Below are 26,002 nucleotides of genomic sequence, written 5' to 3' on the forward strand. Positions count from 1 at the left end.
CACCCCTTGATGGTGTCAATGCCGTGCCGCTTGCTCAAGGGAATGAGAAATTTATGTATAAAAGACAGCTCAGAGCCGCAAGCATGGCACAAAACGCCGTTGCCGTGAGCATGCCACCACGCCAAGCATGGCACAGAGAGCAAAGAAAGTTTTGAACAAGAGCTAGCCGTTTCGCCTATCTCGCGATGTTATTCGGCGAGAACGATACGGCTCATTCCAAGCGTCATGTGGTGCAACACTCTGATGACGCCAGATCAAGTGCCTATCGTCAACTGCAACGTCTCGACGGCGAGATCGAAGCGGTTATTGGCACTTTGAAATCATAAAAAAATCAGGTGTGACAGAGTCTGTCATACCCCTGGCGCATAATCTTCGATGTGTCAGACATCGCTCTTGATCCCGGAGCCTCCCATGGAACCAGTCGTTGATGTTTTCTTTCCGGTGATGAGTCAGGCGCCGCTGCCCGCCGATCATGGCTACATCCTGTACGCAGCCCTCTCGCGCACGCTCCCCGAACTCCACCGTGAGAATGGCATGGCGGTGCATCCGATTGCCGGGCGGCTGGTTGGCAGTCGCATGATGCAAACAACCGAGACGAGCCGACTGGCGATCCGTCTCACCGCCGATCGCATCCCCCTAGTGATCCAGTTGGCGGGGCAATCATTGACGCTGGCCGACCGGGTGATACGGGTCGGAGTTCCGAGTGTGCAGGCCCTCGTTCCGGCCACCATCTTGCGCAGCCGGATCACCACGACCAAGAACGGTGAGGACGCCGATAACTTCCGTCGCGAACTCCGCCGCCAACTCGGCTTGTTGAACGTTTCTCCCGATGTGGAACTGACACTTCCCCGCCTCCCCGCGCGGCGTACGATCCGCATCAAGGGGAAGGAGATCGTCGGGCATGAAGTCATCCTCTCCGGCATCGCGGCTCAAGAATCCCTCGACATCCAGATTCACGGCCTGGGCGGCCGCCGCCACATGGGCTGCGGCCTCTTCCTACCGCTGCTCGCCAAGGGGGTGGGGCATGGTACCTGAGCGATTATGGGCGAAAAGCTGGAACCAACAGCTCCCCGGCACACCCCCCATCCATGTATTTCTGCCGCGGCATCTCAGCGATGTCCACGCCGCTTCTGTGCAGATTCTGGACATCACGGCAAAGGATCAACTTCACGCGCTCGGCCTGCCCGCCCGCGAATACGAAGAGCGGTTCCGCTGTATTGTGCGTCTGGCCGCCGTCCTGCACGATCTGGGAAAGGCGAACAACCACTTCCAGGGCATGCTCACCTGGTCTTCCGACCGGTGCAGTAAACCACAAGGCTTGCGACACGAATGGATCTCGGTGCTCCTTGTCCGCGAGAAACTCCGCGAGTGGCTTCTACCGGCTGTTGATGGAAACGAGACCGATCTGAATATCGTCGAATGGATCATCGGTGGCCATCATCCCAAGTTCGGTCGCGACACACCGCCATCTCTCTCCTTGCAAGACGGCGCGTCGCCCGAAGTCATCGTTCACACGAACCACAGCGATTTTCATGGTTGTCTCGAGGTCGTCCAATCCGCCTTTCCCGATGTAGGCCCTCCTCCCCGCTTCGCTGAGCCGTGGGTGATCGAACTGACAGGCGGCGATTCCGCCTTCATCCGGCTCAACCACTCATGGCGAAAGCTGTCCAAAAAATGCTGGGATCGTTTGGAAGAATCGGAGCACCGTCTGGTCGCCGCTGCGAAAGCGACGCTCGTCGCTGCCGACGTGGCCGGTTCCGCACTGCCGGTCGAGGTCGCGGAGGAGGAGACACGCCTCGCATGGATCGCCGATTCCCTTGGCAATGTCCCCCAAGCCGGAGAGCTGGAAGCAATCGTCGAACGACGACTGGAGCAGCAGCGGGAGGAACAACATAACCCGTCGATCCAACTGCGGAAGTTCCAAAAAGACATCGGCGCCTCAAAGAACAATGTCACGCTGGCAGAGGCCGGTTGTGGTTCGGGCAAAACGCTGGCTGCCTACCACTGGGCCGCGTCGAACCACCCAAACAAACGTCTCTGGTTCTGCTATCCCACGACAGGCACCGCGACCGAAGGTTTCCGCGATTACCTGAACAACCCCGAAGAACAGTGGAACTACCGGCTTTTCCACGGTCGCGCCGCGGTCGACATGGCGCTGATCGTAAAGGGGGATCAAGGATCGGCCACCGGTTCAAAAGATGAAACTGCCGAGGAAGCGGAGGCGGCCGATCGCATCGAATCGCTCGACGCCTGGTCGACGCCGGTCGTGAGTTGTACGGTCGACACGGTGCTGGGACTGATCCAGAACAACCGGCGGGGCATCTACGCCTGGCCGGCTCTAGCCGGAGCCGCCTTTGTCTTCGACGAGATCCACGCCTACGACGATAGGCTGTTCGGAGCCTTGCTGCGGTTCCTGGAAGCCCTTCCCGGTTTGCCAACGCTGCTGATGACCGCCAGCTTACCCGAGGCCCGATTAAATTTGTTGCAGGAATCTCTTGCGCGGACGGGCTGCGAGAAATTGAATGTGATCCCCGGCGATCCTGAACTGGAAAACCAACCCCGCTACCACCGCGAAGCGATGCCCGCAGAGTCTTCGCTCCTCGACCGGCGCGTTACAGAGGAATTCGCCCGGGGCGGCAAAATCCTCTGGGTTTGCAATATCGTCCAGCGGGCCATGGATGCAGCCGATCGACTGGCAACACTGGGTCTCAAGCCCGAGGTCTACCATTCCCGCTTCCGCTACTGCGATAGAGTGCAGCGTCACGCGGCCGTCGTCGATGCCTTCAAAAGCAGTCATACCGGCCCAGTTGTCGCCTGTACCACTCAAGTCTGCGAAATGAGCCTCGACCTGGAGGGGGTCACGTTGCTGGTGACTGAACTCGCACCGATTTCGGCCCTGATCCAGCGGCTGGGCCGATTGAATCGCAAGGCAAAAGCCGGCGATCCCACATGCCCGTTCATCGTGATCGACGATCCGAAAACCTGTCACTGTCCCTATGAGGAGAAAGAACTTCAAGCCGCGCGGGAATGGCTCGAGGAACTGCCTGCCACGAACATCAGCCAGCGACATCTGGCGGACGCCTGGAAAAATCAAAGCACAAGCAACCATGATTTTCAGATTGTTGATAGTGCTTGGCTCCAAAGCGGGCCAAATACGAATGTGGCAGCGCTGCGCGAAGGATCACACGGCATCACTGTTATCCGCGAAGCCGATCTGCCTGCCGTGAAGAAATATGAGCAACGTTTGAGGCAGGCCCGTCTGTCAGGGGAAAAGCTTACCGAGTTGGAACGTCGCCCCCGGGAGGACGAGCAAACGCTAGTGAACGTCGCCATCCCCATGCCCCAGCTTTCCGGCGACTGGAGGGAATGGCCGCGCCACCAAGGCCTCCCCTTGGCCCCGCACGACCGGATCGACTATTGCCTCCTCCGCGGGGCAACCTGGAAAAACGCCTGACGGCATCACGGACTTTCATTGAATCATTCCCCAGTCGTTGAGATGCAACTTCATGAAGTCGATCTCGAAAGCCAAACCCACTAAACCCGTCGCGCCGGATCATCTCACGCTACGGCTGTTCGCGCCTGGCATGTCCCATATCCACCGGGCGGGCCTCGGCGGGTTGGCCTGCACGCTGAAATACATTGAAAGCAACTCGAAGCGTTTCAAAGCGGACATGCTGCCGGGTGGCCCTTGGCCAGGCGGACGCCCACCTTGGGAGATCGAAGCGAACCAGATCACGCTAAAATTTGGCGAACCTCAGCGGGCCTCCGCTTTCCTGGAACGGCTTTTCAAACTGGCTTTCCAGATCGGAAATTCCGACGGACTCATCCGGCTTCCTGGTCAATACGAACGGGAGCCGAACCCGGCTGTTCTGGCCGACCTCCAACTGGGGATCACGCTCACCTTCCTGCAACACGGGAAGACCCGCGCGCTCGCCAAGGAATCAACGCCCGCGACCCATGATCCGGATGGCGACGGCATCCCCCCCGTGATTGTTGAGTACCGGGCCTGTTCGAGCTTCAAGCACCAGGACGGCTGGAAGGACTGCATCAACGAAAAGACGGGATGCCTGTCGTCCGCGACGGTTGGCATCGAAGGCCCGCTCAACCCAGGAGCCGTCGTCCGACACAACGCGTTCGCCGGGCCGACGAAGATCGACGAGCCGGTCGAGCGATTGTTGCCCCTCTATTTCGCACTGGTCGGCTGCTTCACAATTCCCGTCAACCGGGGCGTTGGCGTGATGCTGGTTCCCGAGGTTGAGGATCTAAACGACTTCGCGGAGGAGCGGCCCGGCCTGACTCCGGTCGACGGAAAGCAAACACTCACGGCGGGCGCGGCCGACGCAGGTCTCCAGTTGCAAGTGCGGCTCAAGAAACGCCAGTTCCAACTGACGGCCTGCCACGCGATCACCTTTCGACCAACGCCGTGGGCCTCGCAACAAAAGTCGCGCGTCGAATCACTCTACATCCCGGTTCTGGACGACCGGGACATCGATTTATTTGAACGAGCGTGTGCACATCTGCCGTCGCGGTCGACAGTGCGCACGGTTCGCGAATCCGCCGGCAAGGGCAAGGCAAAGGTCGTCACAGAGAAACAGGAGTCGTTCCGCGTCGATAGCGTCGTCCGACCCCTCATCGCCGAAAACCTCGCGTGTTCCCGCCGGTGGTATGCGGGCTTCGGCCGACTGATGACTGCAACGAATCCGGCCACGGACAAACCGTACCGGAACCAGGTGAACTTTGAACGAAAGGGACTCAAGGACATGGTTGACGACGAAAAAGCTTGGTTGGACGACGAGGGGGGATCGCTCGTTGTCAGAGCCGTCCACGAGGCGATCCGCCAGCGATTCGGACAGATCGCCGATGAATACAAAACAAATTCGTCCGGCATGAAAAAGAAGTTTAACACCGAACGCGAGCGACTCCGTCTCGCGTTCGCAGGCGCCAAGACGCCATCCCAGGCGCGAACCGCCTTGTGCGACCTCTTCAGCCGCGGCGGACCGAACAAGCCCCTGCAACAGGCATGGATCAAGATTCTGCCCATGCTGCGCGACGAACAATGGCAATACACGCGGGACCTCGCCCTGCTGGCGCTCGCCAGCTACGTCGGACGAGGGGCCGATACCGAAGCAACCACCGAATCGAAGTAATCACGTTACATTCAACTCCTTTCAAGGAATCCACGTTCATGTCTCTGCATGTCTTCGCGAATTTCGTCACTCCCTTCGGCACCGCCGCGAACAATCGCGCCGAAACCGAGGGCAACATCACGACGCTTCAAAAAGTGCTCTGGATGGGGGAGACTCACAGCACTGTCTCTGCCGAAGCCATCCGCTTCGCCCTGCGTCGGCGACTCTCTTCCGCGGAAGAGACGAACCGCGCCTGGGACGAGGTAGAAAGAGTGAATGGCTGGAAGGACGACGCCTTCAAAGGATGGGCGTCAGAGAAAGGCAAGACTTTTATCGACGACGACCTGCTGGGATTTATGAAAGCGGAAGCGGCCAAAGACGAGGTTGAAGGTTCGGCCAATGTCCGTCGGGCCGTGCTTGAGGTCACCCGCGCGATTTCTCTAACGCCATGGGCGGGCGACGTGACATTCAATGCCGCTTCTCCCGGTGCGACTCCTTCAGCATCCAAAGGGGAGAACAAAAGCAAGAATCCCGTCCCCTATGGCACCGAACTGCACGCTACCCGCTATCAGTACGGCATCGCCCTGACGCCCGAGCGCCTTCGTGATAAATCGCGGGCCGCCAAAGCGGTCGACGCCTTATGTCAACTCGGCACCGTTGCTGGCAACCACGGGCGGTTCCTGTTCGATTTTTCCCCGGAAGCCGTCATTTTCCGGCTCACAGAAGATCCCGCTCCCCGGCTGCTCTATTGCTTCGACACCACCGACGACGGGAAGACCTTCGGCGCTAAGTCACTGCTCCAGCGTCTGAAATCCGAGGACATTCAGGTGGGCGAACTCATCGTCGGAGTCAGCGACCTCGATTCTCCCTTCGCCAGCGCGCTGAAAGAACGGGGAGTCAAGGTTCTGGGTGTGAAGAAAGCCTGCGTTGCAGCCGTCGATAAGATCAATAAAGACCTCAAAGTGAAGGCGTAACACATGCTCGGCGTTTACGTCACCGTTCCCGTCGCCTGCTTCCGCAAGGGGCTGGCGCGCGAATATCTGGAAACGGAACCGCTCCCTCCGCCTGCGACCTGTTACGGCTTCCTCTTGTCGCTTGTGGGCGAGACCGACCGCCGCCGCCATCTCGGGTGCCGCGTCTCTCCTGTCTTGAAAGGCAAGCCGCCAACCAGCGTCGTGCTGCGAACGGTCTGGCGGGTGAAGAAGCTGCCGCTTGGTTCTTCCGGCAACACCCGCCCCGATTACCAGCAGTTGTTGACCAACATCGAACTGGTTATCTGGCTTGATTCCTCCCAGGAATCCGGCGAACGCCTGGAAGATCGCGTACGGTTGGCGCTGGAGAACCCGGCCGCCATCCAGCGGTTCGGCGGTCTTTCATTTGGTGAGAGCACCCATCTCGTTGATGAGGTCACGCTGATCGAACGCGTGGTACTGCAGGAACAAAAGGCAGCCGACCTTCCTCATCGCGTGACGGGACACAAGGGGCGGGCTTTTCTGCTCGCCCCCCGGGGACGACTCACGTTGCCAGTGTGGGTCGATCATGTCGGCTCCGCGAAGACCAGATTCGTGACTGGCGATCTCGTTGAACATTCGCTCGCGGAAGCACCAGATTCACTTCTCATGCCCAAGATCGAGAGCGAGTACGTCTGATGGGTTGATGTTTCCCTTCTTAACCGGAGTGCCCATTCATGGCTGCGTTTGGTGCTGATAATCAAGTCCCTCGCGAGGTCGCGGGGAGGGATGGTGAAGCGGGTGTTGCCGTTGACGAACCGCCGCTGCGGGTGATGTCGCTGCATGCTTTGCTCTATTGCGAGCGGCTCTTCTATTTGGAGGAAGTCGAGGAGATCCGTGTCGCCGACGCTGCGGTCTATGCCGGGCGGAGGTTGCACGAGGAGATAGTGCCGCTCGACGACGAATCGCCGGAGTTTCGGTCACTCGACGTTGCCAGCGAAGCTTGGGGCATCTTCGGCAAGGTCGACGCCGTCCGCCGGCGCGATGGAAAATGGGTTGCTTACGAACATAAGCGCGGTCGCTGTCGGCGCAGCGAGGACAACAAACCTCAAACCTGGCCCAGCGACCGCATCCAGGCCATCGCCTATGCCGTCCTGTTGGAGGAATCGCTTGGTGAACGCATTCCAGAAGCCCGTGTCCGTTACCACGCCGACAATGTCACGGCGTTTGTACCCATCGACGATGCTGCCCGCAGAGAATTGTTCCTGGCGATTGCTCGTGCCCGTGAATTGCGGCAAACCATCGAAAGGCCACCTGTCCATGAAAACGAACGGATGTGCCACCGTTGTTCGCTGGCCCCTGTTTGCCTCCCGGAGGAGGAGCGGTTAGCCGAACGCTCCTTGCCCATCCTTCAGCCTGATGCCGGCGGGTTGACCGAAAATACGTCCGGCGAAGTCATAAAAGAAGAACCATCCCGACCGCGACTCTATCCTGCGACGCGACAGAAGCAGACGCTCCACATTATCTCACCGCGAGCCTATGTATCCCGCAGTGCCGAGACGCTGGTCGTGACCGTGGAAAACGACAAGGAAAAAGTTCCCGTCGAGGATCTCGATGCGATCCTGATCCATGGTTTCGGCCAAATCACCACGCAAGCGATCCAGCTCTGTGCCAAACGCGGAATTTCGGTGCAATGGATGACGACGGGTGGCCAGTTTCTAGCAGGAACCAGCGCCTCCCCCGGTCGCGTGCAGCAACGACTGAGGCAATATGCGGCTCTTTCCAATGAAGAAACGCGTTTCCGCCTGGCTCGGCAATTGATCCATGCCAAGGTCGAGACACAGTTGCGATATCTGTTGCGCAGCACGCGCGGCGATCCCGAGAGTCGCTCCTCCAGCCGTGCGGCTATCGAAGGGATTCGCGAGTCGCTCCGACGCATTCCGTTGTCGACCAACCCGGACTCGTTGCGTGGGTTAGAAGGAATGGCGGCTCGGCATTACTTCGCTGCGATCCCCTCATTATTGGGGAAGTCCGTGCCCGCCGGGTTACATCCCCGCGGACGCACCAAACATCCGCCGCGCGACCGGTTTAACGCCCTGTTGAGCTTTGGTTATGCCTTGATCCATTCAGCCGTTCATCGCAGTACCCTGGCTGTTGGATTGGAACCCGCGTTGGGCATCTTCCATCAGCCGCGAACCTCTGCTCCTCCTCTCGTGCTGGATTTGATGGAATTGTTCCGGACGCCCGTGTGGGAAATGCCCGTCGTCGCCAGCATTAACCGTGGTCAATGGAACGTCGATGCAGACTTCACTGTGGCTGCTAACCAGGTATGGCTGTCGGACGAAGGCCGCAAGAAAGCCATCGGCCTCTTTGAAAAGCGATTGCAGGACTCCTACGTCCACCCGCAGACCAAGCAGGCCCTCTCTTACAGCCGGATGATCGAGTTGGAATGTCGTCTGCTTGAAAAGGAATGGACCGGTTGTCCCGGCTTGTTCGCCCGCTGGCGCATTCGCTGAGTTGGCAAAGGCAAAGATGATTTTCGGACTGGCAACCCACAGTGACATTTCCTCACAGGGCATCCGGCTGACTGTCTTTACTTTCCGCAAATCGTGGGTGCTTGAGATCAAGTCCTGCCGACGGTCGCTGCGGTTCAATTCGGGGATCCATGAAGATGGGCGAACGTCATTGGCATTTGATCACATACGACATCCATGATCCGAAACGCTTGAGGCGAGTCGCCAAAACGTTGGAAGGCTATGGGTCTCGGGTACAGTTCAGCGTTTTTCGCTGCCGGCTGGACAAACCTTCGCTCGAAAAGCTGCGTTGGGAACTTGCGAAGGTGCTGGACATCTCCGATGAACTGCTGGTGATCCCCTTGTGCGATGGATGCGCAGGGAAAGTTCCCCATCATTCCACCGGCGACCAAACAAGCTGGACAGCCCCTCCACCGGGATTTCGGTTGCTTTAACCTTCTTCATGCACCTCCGAGTGGTGCGTTAAGCCGATCGTTCAGACGTCGTCAGAGAGTTGCCTGGTAACGGTTTAGGATGCAGAGAGATCGTCCGAAGATCCATGAATCCAGCCATCATTGAACGCTAAACAGTTATGGAGAAAGGAAATACGATGCGAACGGCATCTCTGGAATCGAAACATCCCCGATTAGAAACAGGAAATCAGCCGTGGTATTTCGGGGTGCATGAAAGATGGTGGGTTAACATAATTTGCGATAACGAGTTATGATCAACGTGGCAAAAAATCCTATGACGCCCCCGGGCGTTGAGCACATGGGGTGATTCTCCCCGCGCCTTCTCCTGACGACTGCAAAAAATCCTATGACGCCCCCGGGCGTTGAGCGCCTGCATGGATGAATAAAAGAAAAAGAGACGACATGTGCTATTCACAATCAGCACAATGGCCAATCTGACGAACCAAAAAAAATCCTGCACCGCCCCTTGCATAAAACAGACAGGTCTGTATATTATCGGTATGAGCAAGACGCGAACCAAATCCTCCGAAGCCCGCCAACGGATCGTGGAAACTGCCGAGCGGCTGTTTTACGCCGAAGGGGTGCGGGCCGTCGGCATCGACCGCATTATCGCTAAAGCGGAAGTGGCGAAGATGTCGCTCTACAACCACTTCACTTCCAAGGACGATCTGATCCTGGCCGTGCTTCAGTACCGGGAAGAAAAGTTTGACGCCATGTTCGCGCAATGGATGGATCGCCATTTGTCCAAACGCATGAACCGCCTCGAAGCGTTCTTCGCCGCCCTGAAGGATTGGTTCGAGAGTCCCGGTTTTCGAGGCTGCATGTTCATCAACACCCGGGTGGAACTGGCAGACGCCACGCACCCGGCTTCGGAATTCTCGGCCTGTCACAAAGTACGATTTCACGAGATGCTTCAAACCATCATCGAAGAATCGAGTGGAGCGAAGGCGGCGGAAACGGTAGCCTCGGCGATTGCTTTGCTGGTTGAAGGGGCGATTGTCACCGCCGTGATGGCACAGTCGTCGGCATCGGCTGACGTGGCAAAGGAGGCTGCGGTGGCCCTGGTGGCGAAAGCCAAACGAAAGTAACGAAACGTTTCTCTTTTTTTGCGAGACAGCAGACAGACTTGTCTGTTTACTCAGTGGATTAACCTAACCCAGGAGACAGAATCATGACCACTCTGAGAAGCTACGCTACCGCACTGACCGTTGCCTTGTTGGCATCGTGGGGCTGGAATGCCAATGCTGATGAACTGAAGACACCGCCAACGCAAGTCTTGCACCGCACGGTGAAGATTGACGGCCTCGACATCTTCTACCGTGAGGCCGGCCCCAAGGATGCCCCCACAGTCTTGCTCCTGCACGGCTTCCCGACGTCTTCGCACATGTTTCGCAACCTGATTCCCGCGTTGGCTGACAAGTACCACGTTGTCGCTCCGGACTATCCCGGCTACGGCTACAGTTCGGCCCCCTCCGTCAAGGACTTCGACTACACCTTCGACAACCTGGCCAGCGTGATCGAGAAGTTCACCGAAAAGGTGGGGTTGAAGACGTATTCGATCTATCTGATGGACTACGGTGCTCCCGTGGGATTCCGTCTCGCTGCCAAGCACCCGGAGCGTGTGCAAACGCTGATCGTGCAGAACGGGAACGCTTACGACGAAGGGATCGACAACGAATTCTGGAAGCCGGTCAAGTTGTACTGGAATGACCGGAGCAAGGAACATGGAGACGCACTGCGCTCGCTACTGACACTCGACGCAACCAAGTGGCAGTACACCACCGGCGTCCGCAATCTGGAAACGGTCAGCCCTGATACCTGGAACCATGTGCAACCCCTCCTGGATCGTCCTGGCAATCAGGAGATTCAACTGGCACTCTTTTACAGCTATGGCAGCAACCCGCCGCTGTATCCGAAGTGGCAGGAATACTTCCGTAAGCACCAGCCACCGACGTTGATCGTCTGGGGCAAGAACGACCAAATCTTTCCTGCTGCCGGTGCGTTCCCTTACAAACGTGATCTGAAGAGCCTGGAGTTTCACCTGCTCGACACGGGGCACTTTGCTCTCGAAGAAGATGGGGCGACGATCGCCACACTGATCCGTGATTTTCTCGACAAGCAACTGACAAAATAGCCCTGCATCGTTTATTGAAATTAGCCAACTGACACTCAACCGGGTGCCTGGCCGTGTCTGGGCATCCGGTACCTCTTTCAACGCAACAATACGTCAGGGAAAAAACATGACCATCATCCGTCCGCCTTTCACATTGGAAACTGCCACCGCCAAGGTGCGTGCCGCAGAAGATGCCTGGAACAGTTGTGATCCGCAGCGGGTGTCCCTCGCCTATTCCGTGGACTCTGAATGGCGGAATCGGGATCAGTTCGTTCAAGGCCGGAATCAGATTCAAGCCTTTCTGGCGAGCAAATGGGAACGGGAACTCGACTACCGCCTCACGAAGGGACTTTGGAGTTTCACCGAGAACCGGATCGCCGTCCGCTTCCAGTACGAATACCACGATGCTCACGGCCAGTGGTTCAGGGCTTATGGGAATGAACTCTGGGAATTTGATGATGACGGGCTGATGCGGCGGCGAGAGGCGAGCATCAACGATTTGCGAATTCAAGAGCACGAACGGAAGTTCCACTGGCCTGCCCCCGGCCCGCGACCAGCGGATGACGCGGGGATCCCAAACGTGAAGTAATAAGGAGTCGTTCCATGCGTCAGTTTTCGAGTGACATCGCCTTCACGCCCGCCGTGAAAGGCATTCAGGCTGACAAAGGCTCTCGTTCCAGTTACGCCCGCATGGAAATGGGCGGCGGTTGGGAGACAACCGTGACGCCGGGGTTGGAAGGGTTTCTGGCTGATCTGGATATGTTCTATCTGGGAACCGCCAATGCTGAGAGGCAGCCTTACATCCAGTATCGAGGAGGTTCCCCCGGTTTTCTCAGGAAGGTCGATGAGAAGACGTTGGGCTTTGCCGACTTTGGCGGCAATCGCCAGTACATCACCCTCGGCAATCTGTCGGAGAACCCCAAGGCGTTCATCTTCCTGATGGACTACGCCCACAGCCAACGCATCAAGCTCTGGGGCACGGCTCGTGTTGTGGAAAACGATATGGCCTTGCTCGAACGTCTGCGTGATGCGTCCTATCCAGGCAAGGTCGAGCGGGCCATTCTGTTCGAGATTGAAGCCTGGGACGTCAATTGCCCGCAGCACATTCATCGCCGGTTCTCGCAGAAGCAGGTGGCTCCCGTCATTGAGCAGTTGCAGGGCCGTATTGCGGAACTGGAAGCCAGGCTCAAGGCTCTCGAAACGAAAGAATAAGACGGGTGAGCCAGCATTGGGGTGACGAAGACAATTTGAAAGAAGACTGCGGTTGCTACGATCCTCCGCCTTCCAAACCAAGCACGGAGAACAAGTCAGGAACGGCAAAGCCAAAGAAACGAGGGAAGTGAAATGGCCACGAAGACGCAGTTTCGATTGAAGGGAAAGAACAAAGACTCCTATTTGGAGCTTGTTCTCGATTTCCCTCTGGCTTCAATCAAGAGTGACGATCATCTGGAAGAAGCCCAGAAGGTCATGGATGCTTTGCTGGCTCGTGGCACTCTGAATGAGGGCGAAGAAACCTACCTTGATGCCTTGAGCGATCTCGTGGGTGCTTATGAAGACGAGCATCACGCCGGCGTCTGACGCCGAAATGCTTCAGCATCTTCTTGATGCCAAAGGGGTCACTCAGGCACAGTTGAGCCGGGACGCTGATCTTCCCAAATCCACGATCTCCGAAGTTCTGAAGGGTAAGAAGCGGTTCAGTCGGCAGATGATCCACAAGCTGGCAGATTACTTCCAGGTCGATGTGTCGGTCCTGGCAGCAAACATCTGAAAATGCTCATCCGGCCTGCCACTTTCAAAGGCACCTATTTTCTCGCCAATCCTAATCGAGCTGCATGAGGGCGAATTTCAGGTAGCGGAATTCGCGGAGGGCCAGTGGGGCCGGATGATCGGCAGGGGGGCCGTTGAAGGTGAGAATGCGGCCACGACGCCGGGCGGCGCTGAGAGACTCTTCACAGATTTCCAGAAACTGCTGGTCGCGAAGATGGCTGGAACATGAAGCCGTTGCCAGCAAGCCTGCCGGACTGACCAACTCAGCCGCCATGCCAAACAGCCGTTCATAACTGGCGATAGCCCGCGTTAATGCTTCCTGTGAAGGAGCAAACGAAGGGGGATCGACGATGATCACTTCCCAACGATGGCCAGCTTTCTTCGCTTCAGCCAGGTAATCAAAAACATCAGCTGCCACCGCATCGTGCTGGCTTTCTGGAAGCTCATTGAGTTCCCAATGCTGGCGGGAAACTTCGATCGCAGGTTCAGCCACATCAACGCTGGTGACATGCTGGGCGCCGCCCACACCGGCAGCAACTGAAAATCCGCCTGTATAACTGAAGAGGTTCAACACCCGGCGATTGTACGCCAGCTTACGAATCAAAGCCCGGTTTTCCCGTTGATCGAGAAAGAAGCCTGTTTTCTGGCCGTGCAGGACATCCGAAGTGAACTTGAGGCCATATTCCAGAAACGGGACGGCGGGGTGATCGAGTTCTCCCCCAATAATGCGCGGATCTTTTCCCCGGTCGCGTTCCCGTTGAACGACCGCCTTGACCCGTGTGGCCTGCATGAGCCACTCGGCGATTCCTTCTGCATCCCAGAAGCTGGTTGCGGCGGGGCCATCGAGCTTAATGACAGCGACATCGCCATAAATATCAACCACCAACCCTGGCAGGCCATCTCCTTCGCCATGGAAAAGGCGAAAACCGGTGGTCTGACTGGTTCGCCCCGTGATGTCATCAACCGGAGTCACGCCTTCCACCTGATCGCGAGCGGAACCATCGCGAGAGGATGGGCTGCGAAACAAGGCTTTTCTCAGTCGATAAGCCCGGTCAAACTGTCTGCGTGCCCAGCGGTCATCAAGCTTGTCTTTGTCTTCGACCGTGCAGGCGCGAAAGGCAATCGGGCTGGCGGGGTCTAGATATCCCTTGGCAATCTCCCGATTGTGTTTGTAATCGAGCAGCACTGCTTTCGATCCGGCAGGAACCTTGGGGATCTCGCGCAGAGACTCGGCATAAACCCAGGGGTGACCCCGCCGGATGGATCGAGAAAGATCTCGGGCCAGGCGGAGATGAACAGGTGGGCGATCAACGGGTCGAATCAGTGACATAGCGACAGTGTGACAAGGAGTCGCATCGTCCGCCAGTGGATGACCTCTGCACGACAGCTCTACAGGATGAAACTGCCTGATGTCCTGCTCCTTCTCCCGTTCGGACGGGAGAAGGCCGGGATGAGGGCGAGCCGTGGGACAAATAGCGATCATCCAACATGCCCGCCAATAGCTAGCCAGTCACGTTGCTCTATTGAAAATATCCATTGGAAAGACCCTCACCCGGCACTTCGTGCCACCCTCTCCCGCAAGGCGGGCGAGGGCTGCGAGACAGCATTGTCCTTCCTGCCCCTTCTCCCGCGTTCGGACGAGTGCAGGGTAGCCCCGGTTGAAATTCCGATTTCTACCGGGGTGGCACAGCCACAAGAGGTTTCTCGCTTCCAGGCGGTTCAGGCCGCCTGAACCGCCTGTGCCTCTGGCACACAGGTAGCCCGCAGACGGGCAACCTGTGCTACTCACTCACTGCTTAACACGTCGAATCTGAAGGGAAGCTGCCCGAGTGACTGACCGCAGGCGGGCATTCGTTCAGTTCTATCCTGAGTCTGCCGTTTGGATTAACATAAGAATTCAATCAACGATGATCGATGAATATGACCGAGAGCGAGATTTCTCCTAACTCAATTCGCACACGACTCCACCACGAAAAGACTTCAGGGAAACAACTGATGCGATCCTCATTTGGCAGTTCCAATCGCCGTCAATTTCTTGGTCAAACAGCGGGGTTGTTGACCGCGGCCGGTTTATCGACGGCGATTCCTTATGTTGGTTCGCAACGTCTGAGAGCTGATGAGCCGGCGCTGGACTTGATTTCAGCCGACATTAAAAGGCTGATCACCCGTCAGGCGACGCCCTTTAATGCCGAACCGCCGGCTCCTGAATTGACGTCACAGTTCATGACACCGACGCGCAGTCTGTATGTCCGTAGTCATGGCAAGATTCCCAGGATCGACCCTCAATCATTTTCAGTCAGTATCAGCGGTTTGGTTGAACAGCCGATGACGTTCACCGTGGATGACTTGCAGGAACGATTTCCAGCCAGATCGACGCTCGCGATGATGATCTGTGCGGGAAATCGTCGGAATGAGTTTGCGTTGAAAGGACGAAAGGCACCAGGTGTGCCCTGGGATGTCGGCGCTATTGGTTACTGTGACTGGCAGGGAGTTTCGTTATCCGACGTGCTTCAGTTCTGCCGGTTAAAAGCCGGGGCGAAGCATGTCTGGTTTGAAGGGTTGGACGCTGTTGAAGGACATGGTGACCCCTTTGCCTTCGGCGCCTCGATCCCACTGGAAAAGACGATGGAACAGCGGGTTGGTGAAGAAGCACTGCTGGCCTGGGGCATGAACGGTGACCCGTTGCTTCCCGAGCATGGGTTTCCTTTAAGAGGCGTGGTTCCCGGCTACATCGGAGCGCGCAGTGTGAAGTGGCTGGCAAAGGTGATTGTCAGCGATCGTCCTTCACCCAACTTTTTTGTGCAGGATGTTTATAAGGTTGTGCTCGACGACAAGCCGGAATCGACGGCCAATGCCGAACCGATCATGGAGTACATTCTTAACTCCGCGATCACTGAGATCCGGCCCTTTGAGAAGTCACTGCGCGTTCGAGGCTATGCAGTCCCTCAGGGAAGTTTTGGGAATACGATTGAGCGGGTGGAAGTGAGCACAGATCTGGGAAAAACGTGGCAACAGGCCCGGATCGCCACGACTCCCACTCGCAATGCGTGGGCTTTGTGGAGCCTGACAATTCCTGCCAAAGACGTCCAGACCGTCACGGTGCGAGCCTTTGACCAAGCCGGGAATCAACAGCCTGAAACACAGCCTTTCAATGTGAAAGGCTATCAACTCAACTCGTGGCACACACTTCCTGTGGCAGGGTCACAGCCTGCCCGATCCTGATCTTTCTGGCTGATGATCAAATTGCTGAGTCTGGCCATGAATAGGGGAAAGAAATTTTCGCGTGCGGGCGAACTTTCCCAGCGAATGGTTGTCCTGCAGATTACTTTCAGAATCACTGCAACGTGAAAAAAAGTTGAGTGAAAAATGTGCGGTCAGAAACCTTTGTGATCATGGCCGATCTGAGGTTCAAGAAGGAAGCAGGCCTATGGAAACCATGATCACAACTTCGCAGATTGAAGCGTACCTTGCCGGTGGGGAAAAACTGGTAACGGCATTTTCTGGTCTGACATCAGAGGAACTGCAGGCTTATCCGGTACCGGGAACCTGGAGCCTGCAGCAGATTGCCACGCACATTTATGACAGCGATCTTATCGGAACCGACCGGATGAAACGGATCGCGGCGATGGATAATCCGCTGATCTGTGCTTATGACGAATCCGCGTTCAATGTTCTGCCGGGAATGAGCGAACTGGATGTGATCGCGGCGTGTGAGGTCGTGCGTACAAACCGCAGGTTTATGGCCGAACATCTGAAGCGATTTTCACCGGAAATGTTTGCCCGCACGGGGATTCATACCGAGGTGGGCAAAGTCAGCCTGGCCGATCAGGTGGTGAAATACACCTGGCATCTGGAACATCACCTGAAGTTCGCCTACGAAAAGCGGGCACTGCTCGGGAAACCTTTGCAGTAGACACTCAGTTTCGTGCCATCTTCACGGCTCTGAGTGAGCATACCGGATGTTCATTTGACGCCGATGTTCCATCAATTCACAGAGCATGCTTGCTAAACATGGCACATCTCTCTTTCAACTGCATTCTGGCGGCGTAAGCGCATTCGTGAATGAACAACCGACCCTCATGCAACGCCACAAACCCCGCAAGGGGGGAAAGCGAAGAAGCAGAAAAGCGAAAAAGCCAGAAGAGTATAGAAGAGCTTTTCAGCACGTTCAGAGCACTGCTGACAAAGACGCAGTGCTCTGGGCGATTAACCGACTGCATTCTGGCGGCGTAAGACCCATTCGCGAATGAACGACCGACCAGCAGGCCAACGAGCCTGCGGATCTTCAGCCAACGGCCCGGCCGATAGGCCCAAACCCCGCGAGGGGTTACTTTTTGCCGCGGGAACGTTGTAGCTGGAAGAATTCTTGGAGGATCTCTTTGCAGTCTTGTGCCAAGACACCGCCCAGGACGGCACAACGGTGGTTAAGGCGTGGGTCGTCGGTGATCTGGTAGAGCGTGTGGCAGGCGCCGGCTTTGGGATCGGTGATGCCGTAGACCACGCGGGGGATCCGAGCCTGGACAATCGCGCCGGCACACATGGGGCAGGGTTCGAGCGTGACGTAGAGCGTGCAGTCTTCCAGTCGCCAGTCGCCGATGGATTCTGCCGCTTGGGTGATTGCGACGATTTCGGCGTGTGCGGTGGGATCTTTGAGTTGCTCTCGCTGATTCCATGCGGCTCCGATGATCTGCTCGTTTTTGACGATGACCGCGCCGATGGGAACTTCTTCTTCGGAAAAGGCCTGTTGTGCCAGATCGAGTGCCTGCCGCATCCACCGGTCGTGGGGTTGGAGCACGTTGTCAAACATTTCGGAGAGTTGCTGAGACATGGCTGGGCCGGATTAACTTGGAAAATGGCAATGATCAACCACTTTTAGCATGCCATACATTCTGCAAGCGAACCACTTTGAATGGCGGCGAGAATGGCCATGTTCCGGGTCAATTCGGCATGTTTTGCTGTACATGAACCTTCTTCGCACGAATTTCCTCTTTCGTGAGGACGGACTTTCCGGTGCGTTTTTTGTAATCTTGTCCGTGAGTTTCGTGATGAAAATGAGTGTTTGCGGCGACTCACCCCCTTTTCATTACAGATCCTGATAAGTCAAAAGTCGTTTCAATAGCCCTGATTTTTTCAACGAGGTCAGACTGTCACGACAGGAACCTTCCGGCGGAGTCGGCCGGGGAGAGAGCCTGTCGCCGTCTGGTCAGGATGTTTCCCTCATGATTGCTTCTACTCCTTCAGTCTCGTCTCCTGTTTCGATTCAACTTCCTGATGGTTCTGTGAAGGAATTTCCTGCGGATGTCACTCCGCTGGCGATTGCGGAATCGATCAGTCCCCGCCTGGCACAAGCCGCCATTGCCGCTCGCGTGGGTGAGAAAATCACTGATCTGAAGCGACCTGTGGCCGAGAGCACTGACGTTCGGCCTGCGCCTGTGCAGATTCTCACAGAAAAAGACGCCTCTTCGCTGGGCGTGCTGCGTCACTCGTGTGCTCACGTGATGGCTCGGGCCATCATGCGTGTCTTTCCCGGAGTGCAACTGGCCTTCGGCCCGACCACTGGGCATGGCTTTTACTATGACCTCGATCTGCCACATAAGCTGAGCGAAGACGACTTTGCCCGCATTGAAGCCGAGATGGCCAAGCTGGTGGGACTGGCCGAACCATTTGAACGCTTCATGACCGGGCGTGATGAAGCCCTGGCGATGCTGGAAGGAATGGGGCAGAAGCTCAAGTGCGAACATATCCGCACGGGGTTGTCAGCCGAAGAAAGCGTCAGCTTCTATCGTCAGGGTGAGTTTGTGGATCTTTGCCGGGGGCCGCACATTCCGGATGCTGGAAGGATCAAGGCGTTCCGTTTGTTGAGCGTGGCTGGTGCTTATTGGAAGGGTGATGCCAGCGGCCAGCAATTGCAGCGGGTTTACGGCACCGCCTGGTTTTCGCAAAAAGATCTCGATGCCCATCTGGAGCAGGTCAATGAGGCCAAACGTCGTGATCACCGTGTGCTGGGCAAGCAGTTGAACCTGTTTTCGATCAGTCCGGAAGTCGGTGCAGGGCTTTGTCTCTGGCTGCCCAAGGGAGCCACTGTTCGGGCATTGCTGGAAGAGTTCATCAAGGGGGAACTCCTCAAGCGGGGCTACCAGCCGGTCTACACCCCGCACATCGGGCGTGTGGAATTGTATGAGACCAGTGGTCACTTCCCTTACTACCGTGATTCTCAGTTCACACCGCTTTATGGCCATGACGGGGGCCAATTGATCGACTTCTGGATTCGCAAGCTTCAAGAAGGTGCGATCAGTGAAGCCGATGAACAGTCGCTGCTCGGCTCGGCCAAAATTCTGGGGGTGGAGATTCCCGATTACGCCAAGGCCACGACCTCTGAAGCCAAGAGCGAAGTTCTTCGCACCTGGGAGAAGCAGCAGGAACGCTATCTTCTGAAGCCGATGAACTGCCCGCATCATGCTCAAATTTATAAGTCGATGCATCGCAGCTATCGCGATCTGCCGGTGCGACTGGCCGAGTTCGGCACGGTTTATCGCCATGAGCAATCGGGCGAACTGAATGGGATGCTGCGAGTTCGCGGTTTGACTCAGGACGATGCTCACCTCTTCTGCACTCCCGAACAAGTGGAAGAAGAGTTCCGGGGGACTTTGCAACTCGTTCAATTCGTGCTGGCCAGCGTGGGGTTAGAAGACTACCGCGTGCAGCTTTCTCTCCGTGACCCACAGAGCGATAAATACGTCGGCAGTGAAGAGAACTGGCAGCGTGCCGAAGCCAGCTTGCGAAAGGTGCTGACCGAACTCAATCTGCCGTTCACAGCCCGTGAAGGGGAAGCTGCGTTCTATGGCCCCAAGGCTGACTTCATGGTGAAGGATTGCATTGGCCGTGAATGGCAATTAGGAACGGTGCAACTGGATTACAATCTGCCCGAACGCTTCCAGTTGGAATATGTGGGAGCTGACAATCAAACGCACCGGCCAGTGATGATCCACCGGGCACCGTTTGGTTCGATGGAACGCTTCACAGGGATGCTGATTGAGCATTTCGCCGGTGCGTTTCCTTTGTGGCTGGCTCCCGAGCAGATTCGCGTGTTGTCGATCAGCGACAAGTTTGAAGATTACGCAAAAGAAGTCGAACGCGAATTCCGAGCGGCTGGCTTCCGCGTGACTTCAGACCTGCGTGGTGCCAAGATCAACGGCAAGATCCGCGACGCCCAATTAGAACTCGTGCCTTACATGCTCGTCGTGGGCGGTAAGGATCAGGAAAACAGAACCGTCTCAATTCGCGACCGCATTGAAGGCGATCTGGGTGCGGTTCCTCTGGCAGACGCCATCGCCCGGTTGCAAGCAGAAGTGGTTGAAAAACGCATTCGCAACGTGGCGAAGCCAGCACCCGCCCCGACCACCAGTGAAGACGAGAATTACGCCGACTGATGAGAGAGAGGGGGGGGGGAAGCGAAGAAGCGGAAAAGCAAAAAAGCTTGAAGAAGGTGAAGAGCTTTTCACCCCGTCCAGAGCCACTGCTGGCAAACCAGTAGTGGCTTTGGGGGATTACCGACCGCATTCTGGCGGCTTAAGCCCCATTCGCTTCTGAACAGTCGGCCCTCATACGCCGCCACAAACCCCGCAAGGGGAAGCGAAAAAGCTTGAAGAAGGCGAAGAGCTTTTCATCCCGTCCAAAGCCACTGCTGGCAAACCCGCAGTGGCTTTGGACGGGATTACCGACCGCATTCTGGCGGCGTAAGACCCATTCGTTTCTGAACAGCTGGCTCTCATACGCCGCCACAAACCCCGCAAGGGGGAACCGCACGAGATTCCTGCGGGTTGACCAGGTTGGTGATCGGCGGAAAATGCTGTTTTTTATGTGGTGATGGTCAGATCACGAGATTTCTGCGAACTCGTCTTGGCAGAATCCGCCGATTCTTTTACATATTCCTCGCAACAGTGGCCGATTTTGCCAGTCCTTGGCGATCACACTGGATTTATCACACTGTTTCGACTGCTGATCTCCCTTCAACGGCTTATTCCCGCCTGTATCAACTTCACTTCCTTCGACGATTTTTACTCCCGTTTCCTGGCTGACATTGGGGCTAAACAAGTCATCACACTGACTTGCTCAATGCTTTCACCTTTTGACTATCCCACCCATCAACTCATCGATTCACCCATCGGCTCCGGCCTGTTCGGCGTTGATCTTTATCAACTCTTGTAAAACCTCTGATGCAGCAACGTTTGAAAAAGCAATCTGTGCTTTCAAACAGGCACCAATGGCTTTGTGAGAGATTCCGTTCTGCTTAATCCCGCCTTTCACTTTGACCTGTCCCACTGAAATCCCGTCCCGTTTTCTTCGGTGAACTCATCTTTGAAGCCATGGCCTGATTCTCAAGGCCTGCCTCTCAGGGAACACAGAGTTCGTAGCCGCAGGAGTCCCGTCATGGGCCCGTATTTACGTTGTCTCATCCTTGCGATTCTTTGCCTGCTGGTGGCCACACAATCTGGTTGCCACTGCCGGGAAAAACGCATGCTGCGCCAAAGCCAGCTTCAGTCGCGTCAGCTCTATCAGCAGTATCAGGGCTTAGCGATGGAGCGCAACCAGTTCCAGGGATCGCTGTCACAACTGGCTGCCGATAAGGCCCAGTTGGAACAACAGAATGTCACGCTCCGCAATGGGTTGGATCTCGCCAATCAACGGCTGGATAACATCATGGCTGCCAACCAGAACCTGGAAGACAAGTACAAGAACATGCTGACCAGTAGCGTGAAGAATCCTCTTTCCAACGATGCCAGCCAGCGGATGGAAGACTTGCGTAAGAAGTATCCTGACTTTGAATTCGACCCACAGACAGGTGTCAGCAAGTTCCAGGAAAATCTGTTGTTTGCTTCCGGCAGCGACGAGATTCGTCCTGAAGCTTTCGCTCTGCTCCAGGAGTTTGCCAAGATCATGAATGGCAGTGATTCCAAGCATCTCAAAGTGCTGGTCGTGGGCCACACTGACGACAAGCCGATCTCCAGGCAAGCAGTGGCTAACAAGCATCCTACCAACTGGCACTTGTCGACAGACCGGGCCAATTCGGTTGTACTGGCTCTCAAGAAATCGGGGATTACAGATAACCGCATGGGAGCCGCTGGTTACAGCATGTTCCAGCCGCTGGTTCCTAACTCAGATGACAAAAGTCGCCAGAGAAACCGCCGGGTAGAAATTTTTGTCCTGGCTCCTGACGCTGTGGTTGCTGGTTGGGAATCTGGCGGTTCCAGCAATTAAGCCATCTGTCTTACGCTTCCATTTTGAATACTTCACCCGATCAATCGCATCTCTAGTTAGAATGAATTGATGAATCGTCCCGTATTAATTTGCGAATATCTGTGTGCCTTTGAAGGCGATGCCTCTGAGGATTCAGCGTTTTCTGATGCTAACCTGCAAGAAGGCGCGGCCATGTTGAAGTGTCTTGCCGAAGATCTTGCTCAATCGGGAGCGCGGGTCGCAGGACTGGTTCATAGCACCTGGAAATCAAAGTGGGTGACCAACGAATCAGAAACCAACAAAGTTCACTGGCTGTGGACAGAAGATGAGGATCACGCGAGAGCACTCGTCCATTCCGCCATCACCGGAGGCTGGGCCATTCTGTTCATCGCTCCCGAGACCGACGGCATTCTGGGAGCCATGGTCGAACTGTGCCAGTTCCTGGGAGGAAACGTACTGAACTCATCCGTTGCCGCCATTCAACTGGCTGGCGACAAGCTGGCCTTGGCGGCTCATCTCGAAGAACACGGTATTGCCACCATCCCCACAGTGCCTGTTGCTGAATCCGCCCGCCTTAATGAGCCGGGATCGTCCGGTCGACTGGTTATCAAGCCAGCCGACGGTGTGGGATGTGCTGGACTCCTGGTTGTGGAAAACATCACACCTGAGTTTGCAAGTCGTCCCCACTGGATCGCACAGCCGTATCTGTCGGGAAGACATGCTTCGGTCGCTGTGATCACTCAGAGAAATGAAGCAGGGCTATCGCAATCGTTCGCCTGGCCTGCTGCATCTCAGAAGATTGAAGAACAGCCAACTGATGACCCCACCATCACACGTTTGGTCTATTCTGGTGGCGAACTTCCCGCTGCGGGATTTACACTTGCTGAACGAGCGACTCTGGAGGCTTTGGCCCTTGCCGCTTGTGCGACGATTCCCGATCTCTGGGGTTACACCGGTGTGGATCTGATCTGGCCCGAGGGAAGCGATCATCCGCTGGTTGTCGAACTTAATCCACGACTATGTACCAGTTATCTCGGTTATCGCCAGATCTTTGGTGCGGCCGCTTCATTGAGTGTGTCAGGAAAATCACCTGCCGAACAGACCACCAGTGAGACGACCAGCCTCACTCTTCCAGCGGCATGGCTCACACCTTCGGCCCAATGGTAAGCTGAAGAACCAATAGTCAAACAAATCCTGTTGCGAGGAACTGATGAATCTGGCATTGTCGCGAAAATGATCTATTGAAGGAGAGATAAGTACACCAAACAAAATGGTGCATTGTCAAAGTCTAAAATTCGGGTCTCTTCTGTTGTTAAGTCCGACAACGGAGGACGTTGCGGCGACATCAACCCAAAGACAAAGCCGTGACACGGCACTGGTGATGCCTGCCAGATATCATTCATAATTTTGTTGATATCTAACAACATCAGAAGTTTGATCTAAGCTTATAAAGATCAGCACATGCCAAGAGTCGCAAAGACCAAGCACCCTTTCGGAACTTCCGAAGGACTTTCGTTGGAGTTCAAGCGCGCAACTAACCAGTTGCCCTCGAATTTCTTTGAGACCGTCTGCGCTTTTCTGAACATGGAAGGCGGCACGATTCTTCTCGGTGTCGAAGACAAAACCGGCGAAGTCACCGGCGTTGATCCCACCGCTATACCTCGCCTCAAAGCTGACATTGCCAATCTCTCGAATAACCCACAAAAACTGGATCCCCCCTATCTCCTGTTTCCTCAGGAAGAAGAGATCCAGGGAAAATGGGTCATTAAAGTGCAGATTCCGGCCAGTTCACAGGTTCATTCCACAGCCGGTGTTGTTTATCTTCGCAGCGAAGATGGTGACTATCGCGTCAAAGGTGTGAATCGACTGGCGGGATTGTTGAATCGCAAACTGGGCATCTTTACCGAGCAGAAGGTCTTTCCACATCTTGGCATGGCTGACCTCAACCCGAAACTGTTTCGTAAAGCCAAGCAGTTCATGCGTTCGCACCGTCCCAAGCACCCCTGGGCCAATCTGCCGCCGGAAGAATTGCTGAGAGTGGCGGGGTTTATCCGCAAAGACCCGGAAACCGGCCAGTTGATGTATAACCTCGCGGCCGGATTAATGTTTGGAACTGACCTGACGATTCAGGAACTTGCACCGGGATATAAGTTTGATTGTCTGCTACGTCGTCGGGATACAGAACGATATGACGACCGGCTCATCATTCGTACCAACTTAATCGATGCGTTCGATCAGATGATGGGATTTGTCGAGAAGCATTTAAATAACCCCTTCTATCAAGAAGGAGTGACAAGTATCAACCTGCGGGAAGTGATCTTCCGCGAACTGGTTGCCAACATTATTGCCCACCGGGATTATACGAGCGCAGCACCAGCCACGCTGGTGATATACGCTGACCGTGTAGAGTTCAAAAACCCGAATGTGCCGCACTACTTTGGCCAGATTAACCCCAATCGGTTCATTCCATTTCCAAAAAATCCGGCGATCTGCAAGTTCATGCTGCAAATGGGCCAGTATGAAGAGCTTGGTTCGGGCGTTCGTCGCGTCAACCAATACTTGCCGCATTACGCTCCCGGCTCAGGTAAACCGATCTTCGAGGATAGCGAGATGTTTACGGTGACGGTGCCATTAGGAATCTCCAGAGAACATCTGACCCCCGAAGTCACCCCCGAAGTCACCCCCGAAGTCACCCCCGAAGTGATCAAGATGCTGGCTATCATCCAGGGAGAGATGGGTCGAAAGGAAATTCAGGTAATATTGGGCCTGAAAGATGAAAAACACTTTCGAGAATTCTATCAGCAACCAGGCATTACCTGGGGTCTTATCGAAATGACCATCCCGGATAAGCCCAGAAGCCGCCTTCAAAAATACCGACTGACGGAGAAAGGCCGCATGCTGATACAGCGATAGATGGCTAATCAGCTTAGGGAAGAAATTCTATAGAAATCATTCCCAAGGGTTAATGAGTAGCACTCCTGTGGCCTCAAAATCAGACACGTTCCGCGTCATTAAATGAAGACCATGTTGCAAAGCCGTTGCGGCGATGAGTCCATCAACCGCAGGGATCGGACGTCCTTTCTTCTCAGCTCTGGCGGTCACTTCGCCCCAAATGAGGGCCGTTTCACGATCAACCGGGAGAATTCGCCTCTGAGCAGTGAGGACAACCTGATCAAGCCATAACTCAAGTGCTCTTTTCCTCACACTTTCTTCAAGCTTATCAATGCCTTTACGAATTTCACCAAGTGTGAGCACGCTGAGATAGAGATCCTCGGCTGCAATTGCTTCCAATCGACTACGAACTCGAGCAGAGCCTTGCTTACGCTGAATTTCCGCAAGAACACAGGTATCTAGCAACGTTCTCACAATTCTAATTTCCGGCTACCTGATTGATCGCGATCAAAATCAATGTCTTCCAGACCAGGCCCTTGCAAAATGAGTTCCTTGAGACTGGGAAGATTTCCGATCAATCTCTGGTATTCATCTCCATCTAGAACGACATATTGACGGTTGCAATGATTAATAAACTGGGCTTCTTGTTCTGCGAGATTAAGCACTTCACTCAGTTTGCTCTTGGCATCAACGATACTCCACGCTTCCTGCATCACGTATTCTCACCTTTGGGTTTGTGTTATGTCACGAATTGATTCTGGGGGGTCGGTACTTTGTCACAACATTCTTCCAAAAAATGACATGTTTCCCGGCATAAATCATTGAAATTAGAGCACGCTTCTTTTTTGCCCGTCAAGAAAAAAAACGAAAGCAGATGAAATCTATCAAAACTTGCTTATTCATCGTCAGATGATCATGCGATCTCACCGTA

Annotated in this window: 24 protein-coding genes; 19 read left to right on the top strand and 5 right to left on the bottom strand. The window is 55.5% G+C overall.

The genetic code is table 11. From position 1 onward, the window contains the following. Positions 1-411: 411 nt before the first annotated feature. From cas6 to SH287x_RS17980, 13 genes are all read left to right on the top strand, one after another. Entirely contained in the window at positions 412-1,035 is a 624-nt protein-coding gene (cas6, locus tag SH287x_RS17920; RefSeq protein WP_479515753.1) for a type I-MYXAN CRISPR-associated protein Cas6/Cmx6, read from the top strand. Beyond that, the gene (gene cas3, locus SH287x_RS17925; RefSeq protein ID WP_479515754.1) at positions 1,025-3,454 is read left to right on the top strand and encodes a CRISPR-associated helicase Cas3'; all 2,430 of its coding nucleotides are present in this window, start codon (positions 1,025-1,027) and stop codon (positions 3,452-3,454) included. Before cas6 ends, cas3 begins: the two co-directional genes overlap by 11 nt. Positions 3,455-3,506: 52 nt before the next feature. After that, complete coding sequence (gene cas8a1, locus SH287x_RS17930) at positions 3,507-5,147, top strand: type I-MYXAN CRISPR-associated Cas8a1/Cmx1 (RefSeq protein ID WP_479515755.1); 1,641 nt, start codon at positions 3,507-3,509, stop codon at positions 5,145-5,147. Positions 5,148-5,185: 38 nt separating this feature from the next. Continuing rightward, positions 5,186-6,100 (top strand): type I-B CRISPR-associated protein Cas7/Cst2/DevR, encoded by a 915-nt coding sequence (gene cas7i, locus SH287x_RS17935; protein ID WP_479515756.1) that lies wholly within the window; start codon positions 5,186-5,188, stop codon positions 6,098-6,100. 3 nt (positions 6,101-6,103) lie between these two features. Beyond that, positions 6,104-6,775 carry a type I-MYXAN CRISPR-associated protein Cas5/Cmx5/DevS gene (gene cas5, locus SH287x_RS17940; protein WP_479515757.1) on the top strand — a complete coding sequence of 224 codons (672 nt, stop codon included), beginning with the start codon at positions 6,104-6,106 and terminating at the stop codon, positions 6,773-6,775. Positions 6,776-6,813: 38 nt separating this feature from the next. Then, positions 6,814-8,592 carry a type I-MYXAN CRISPR-associated endonuclease Cas1 gene (cas1, locus tag SH287x_RS17945; protein ID WP_479515758.1) on the top strand — a complete coding sequence of 593 codons (1,779 nt, stop codon included), beginning with the start codon at positions 6,814-6,816 and terminating at the stop codon, positions 8,590-8,592. A gap of 155 nt (positions 8,593-8,747) precedes the next feature. Next, the gene (cas2, locus tag SH287x_RS17950; RefSeq protein ID WP_479515759.1) at positions 8,748-9,044 is read left to right on the top strand and encodes a CRISPR-associated endonuclease Cas2; all 297 of its coding nucleotides are present in this window, start codon (positions 8,748-8,750) and stop codon (positions 9,042-9,044) included. A 518-nt stretch (positions 9,045-9,562) separates the two neighbouring features. After that, positions 9,563-10,150, top strand: coding sequence for a TetR/AcrR family transcriptional regulator (locus tag SH287x_RS17955; protein ID WP_479515760.1), 588 nt, complete (start codon positions 9,563-9,565; stop codon positions 10,148-10,150). A gap of 83 nt (positions 10,151-10,233) precedes the next feature. After that, the gene (locus SH287x_RS17960) at positions 10,234-11,196 is read left to right on the top strand and encodes an alpha/beta fold hydrolase (RefSeq protein ID WP_479515761.1); all 963 of its coding nucleotides are present in this window, start codon (positions 10,234-10,236) and stop codon (positions 11,194-11,196) included. A 106-nt stretch (positions 11,197-11,302) separates the two neighbouring features. Next, complete coding sequence (locus tag SH287x_RS17965) at positions 11,303-11,764, top strand: nuclear transport factor 2 family protein (RefSeq protein ID WP_479515762.1); 462 nt, start codon at positions 11,303-11,305, stop codon at positions 11,762-11,764. Positions 11,765-11,778: 14 nt separating this feature from the next. Continuing rightward, positions 11,779-12,387 carry a pyridoxamine 5'-phosphate oxidase family protein gene (locus tag SH287x_RS17970; protein WP_479515763.1) on the top strand — a complete coding sequence of 203 codons (609 nt, stop codon included), beginning with the start codon at positions 11,779-11,781 and terminating at the stop codon, positions 12,385-12,387. 132 nt (positions 12,388-12,519) lie between these two features. Continuing rightward, positions 12,520-12,753, top strand: a complete 234-nt coding sequence (locus tag SH287x_RS17975; protein WP_479515764.1) for a hypothetical protein — start codon at positions 12,520-12,522, stop codon at positions 12,751-12,753. Positions 12,754-12,760: 7 nt separating this feature from the next. After that, positions 12,761-12,943: a helix-turn-helix domain-containing protein gene (locus tag SH287x_RS17980; RefSeq protein ID WP_479515765.1), complete on the top strand. Its 183-nt coding sequence runs from the start codon at positions 12,761-12,763 to the stop codon at positions 12,941-12,943. Positions 12,944-12,994: 51 nt separating this feature from the next. Here the strand turns inward: SH287x_RS17980 and SH287x_RS17985 are convergent, their stop codons facing one another. Beyond that, positions 12,995-14,425 (bottom strand): class I SAM-dependent rRNA methyltransferase, encoded by a 1,431-nt coding sequence (locus SH287x_RS17985; protein ID WP_479515766.1) that lies wholly within the window; start codon positions 14,423-14,425, stop codon positions 12,995-12,997. A 512-nt stretch (positions 14,426-14,937) separates the two neighbouring features. Between SH287x_RS17985 and SH287x_RS17990 the strand changes: the two genes are divergently transcribed. Next, complete coding sequence (locus tag SH287x_RS17990; RefSeq protein WP_479515767.1) at positions 14,938-16,164, top strand: molybdopterin-dependent oxidoreductase; 1,227 nt, start codon at positions 14,938-14,940, stop codon at positions 16,162-16,164. A gap of 205 nt (positions 16,165-16,369) precedes the next feature. After that, positions 16,370-16,855 (top strand): DinB family protein, encoded by a 486-nt coding sequence (locus tag SH287x_RS17995; protein WP_479515768.1) that lies wholly within the window; start codon positions 16,370-16,372, stop codon positions 16,853-16,855. A gap of 414 nt (positions 16,856-17,269) precedes the next feature. Here SH287x_RS17995 and tadA read toward each other — a convergent pair whose 3' ends face one another. Next, entirely contained in the window at positions 17,270-17,749 is a 480-nt protein-coding gene (gene tadA / locus SH287x_RS18000; RefSeq protein WP_479515769.1) for a tRNA adenosine(34) deaminase TadA, read from the bottom strand. Between the two features lie 412 nt (positions 17,750-18,161). Between tadA and thrS the strand changes: the two genes are divergently transcribed. Beyond that, positions 18,162-20,372 carry a threonine--tRNA ligase gene (thrS, locus tag SH287x_RS18005; protein WP_479515770.1) on the top strand — a complete coding sequence of 737 codons (2,211 nt, stop codon included), beginning with the start codon at positions 18,162-18,164 and terminating at the stop codon, positions 20,370-20,372. A gap of 139 nt (positions 20,373-20,511) precedes the next feature. On the opposite strand, the gene SH287x_RS18010 is transcribed toward thrS, so the two are convergent. Then, positions 20,512-20,748 (bottom strand): hypothetical protein, encoded by a 237-nt coding sequence (locus SH287x_RS18010; protein ID WP_479515771.1) that lies wholly within the window; start codon positions 20,746-20,748, stop codon positions 20,512-20,514. Positions 20,749-21,372: 624 nt separating this feature from the next. Here SH287x_RS18010 and SH287x_RS18015 point away from each other — a divergent pair. The 3 genes from SH287x_RS18015 to SH287x_RS18025 all read left to right on the top strand — a co-directional run bounded on the left by SH287x_RS18015 (position 21,373) and on the right by SH287x_RS18025 (position 25,092). Then, entirely contained in the window at positions 21,373-22,200 is an 828-nt protein-coding gene (locus SH287x_RS18015) for an OmpA/MotB family protein (protein ID WP_479515772.1), read from the top strand. Positions 22,201-22,371: 171 nt separating this feature from the next. Continuing rightward, positions 22,372-23,346 (top strand): ATP-grasp domain-containing protein, encoded by a 975-nt coding sequence (locus tag SH287x_RS18020; protein WP_479515773.1) that lies wholly within the window; start codon positions 22,372-22,374, stop codon positions 23,344-23,346. A 294-nt stretch (positions 23,347-23,640) separates the two neighbouring features. Continuing rightward, positions 23,641-25,092 carry an RNA/DNA-binding domain-containing protein gene (locus SH287x_RS18025; RefSeq protein WP_479515774.1) on the top strand — a complete coding sequence of 484 codons (1,452 nt, stop codon included), beginning with the start codon at positions 23,641-23,643 and terminating at the stop codon, positions 25,090-25,092. A 36-nt stretch (positions 25,093-25,128) separates the two neighbouring features. Here SH287x_RS18025 and SH287x_RS18030 read toward each other — a convergent pair whose 3' ends face one another. Both SH287x_RS18030 and SH287x_RS18035 read right to left on the bottom strand, forming a co-directional pair. Further along, positions 25,129-25,545: a type II toxin-antitoxin system VapC family toxin gene (locus tag SH287x_RS18030; RefSeq protein WP_479515775.1), complete on the bottom strand. Its 417-nt coding sequence runs from the start codon at positions 25,543-25,545 to the stop codon at positions 25,129-25,131. Beyond that, entirely contained in the window at positions 25,542-25,787 is a 246-nt protein-coding gene (locus tag SH287x_RS18035; protein WP_479515776.1) for a hypothetical protein, read from the bottom strand. Before SH287x_RS18035 ends, SH287x_RS18030 begins: the two co-directional genes overlap by 4 nt. Positions 25,788-26,002 lie beyond the last annotated feature (215 nt).

The sequence above is a fragment of the Planctopirus sp. SH287 genome, from assembly GCF_056500625.1.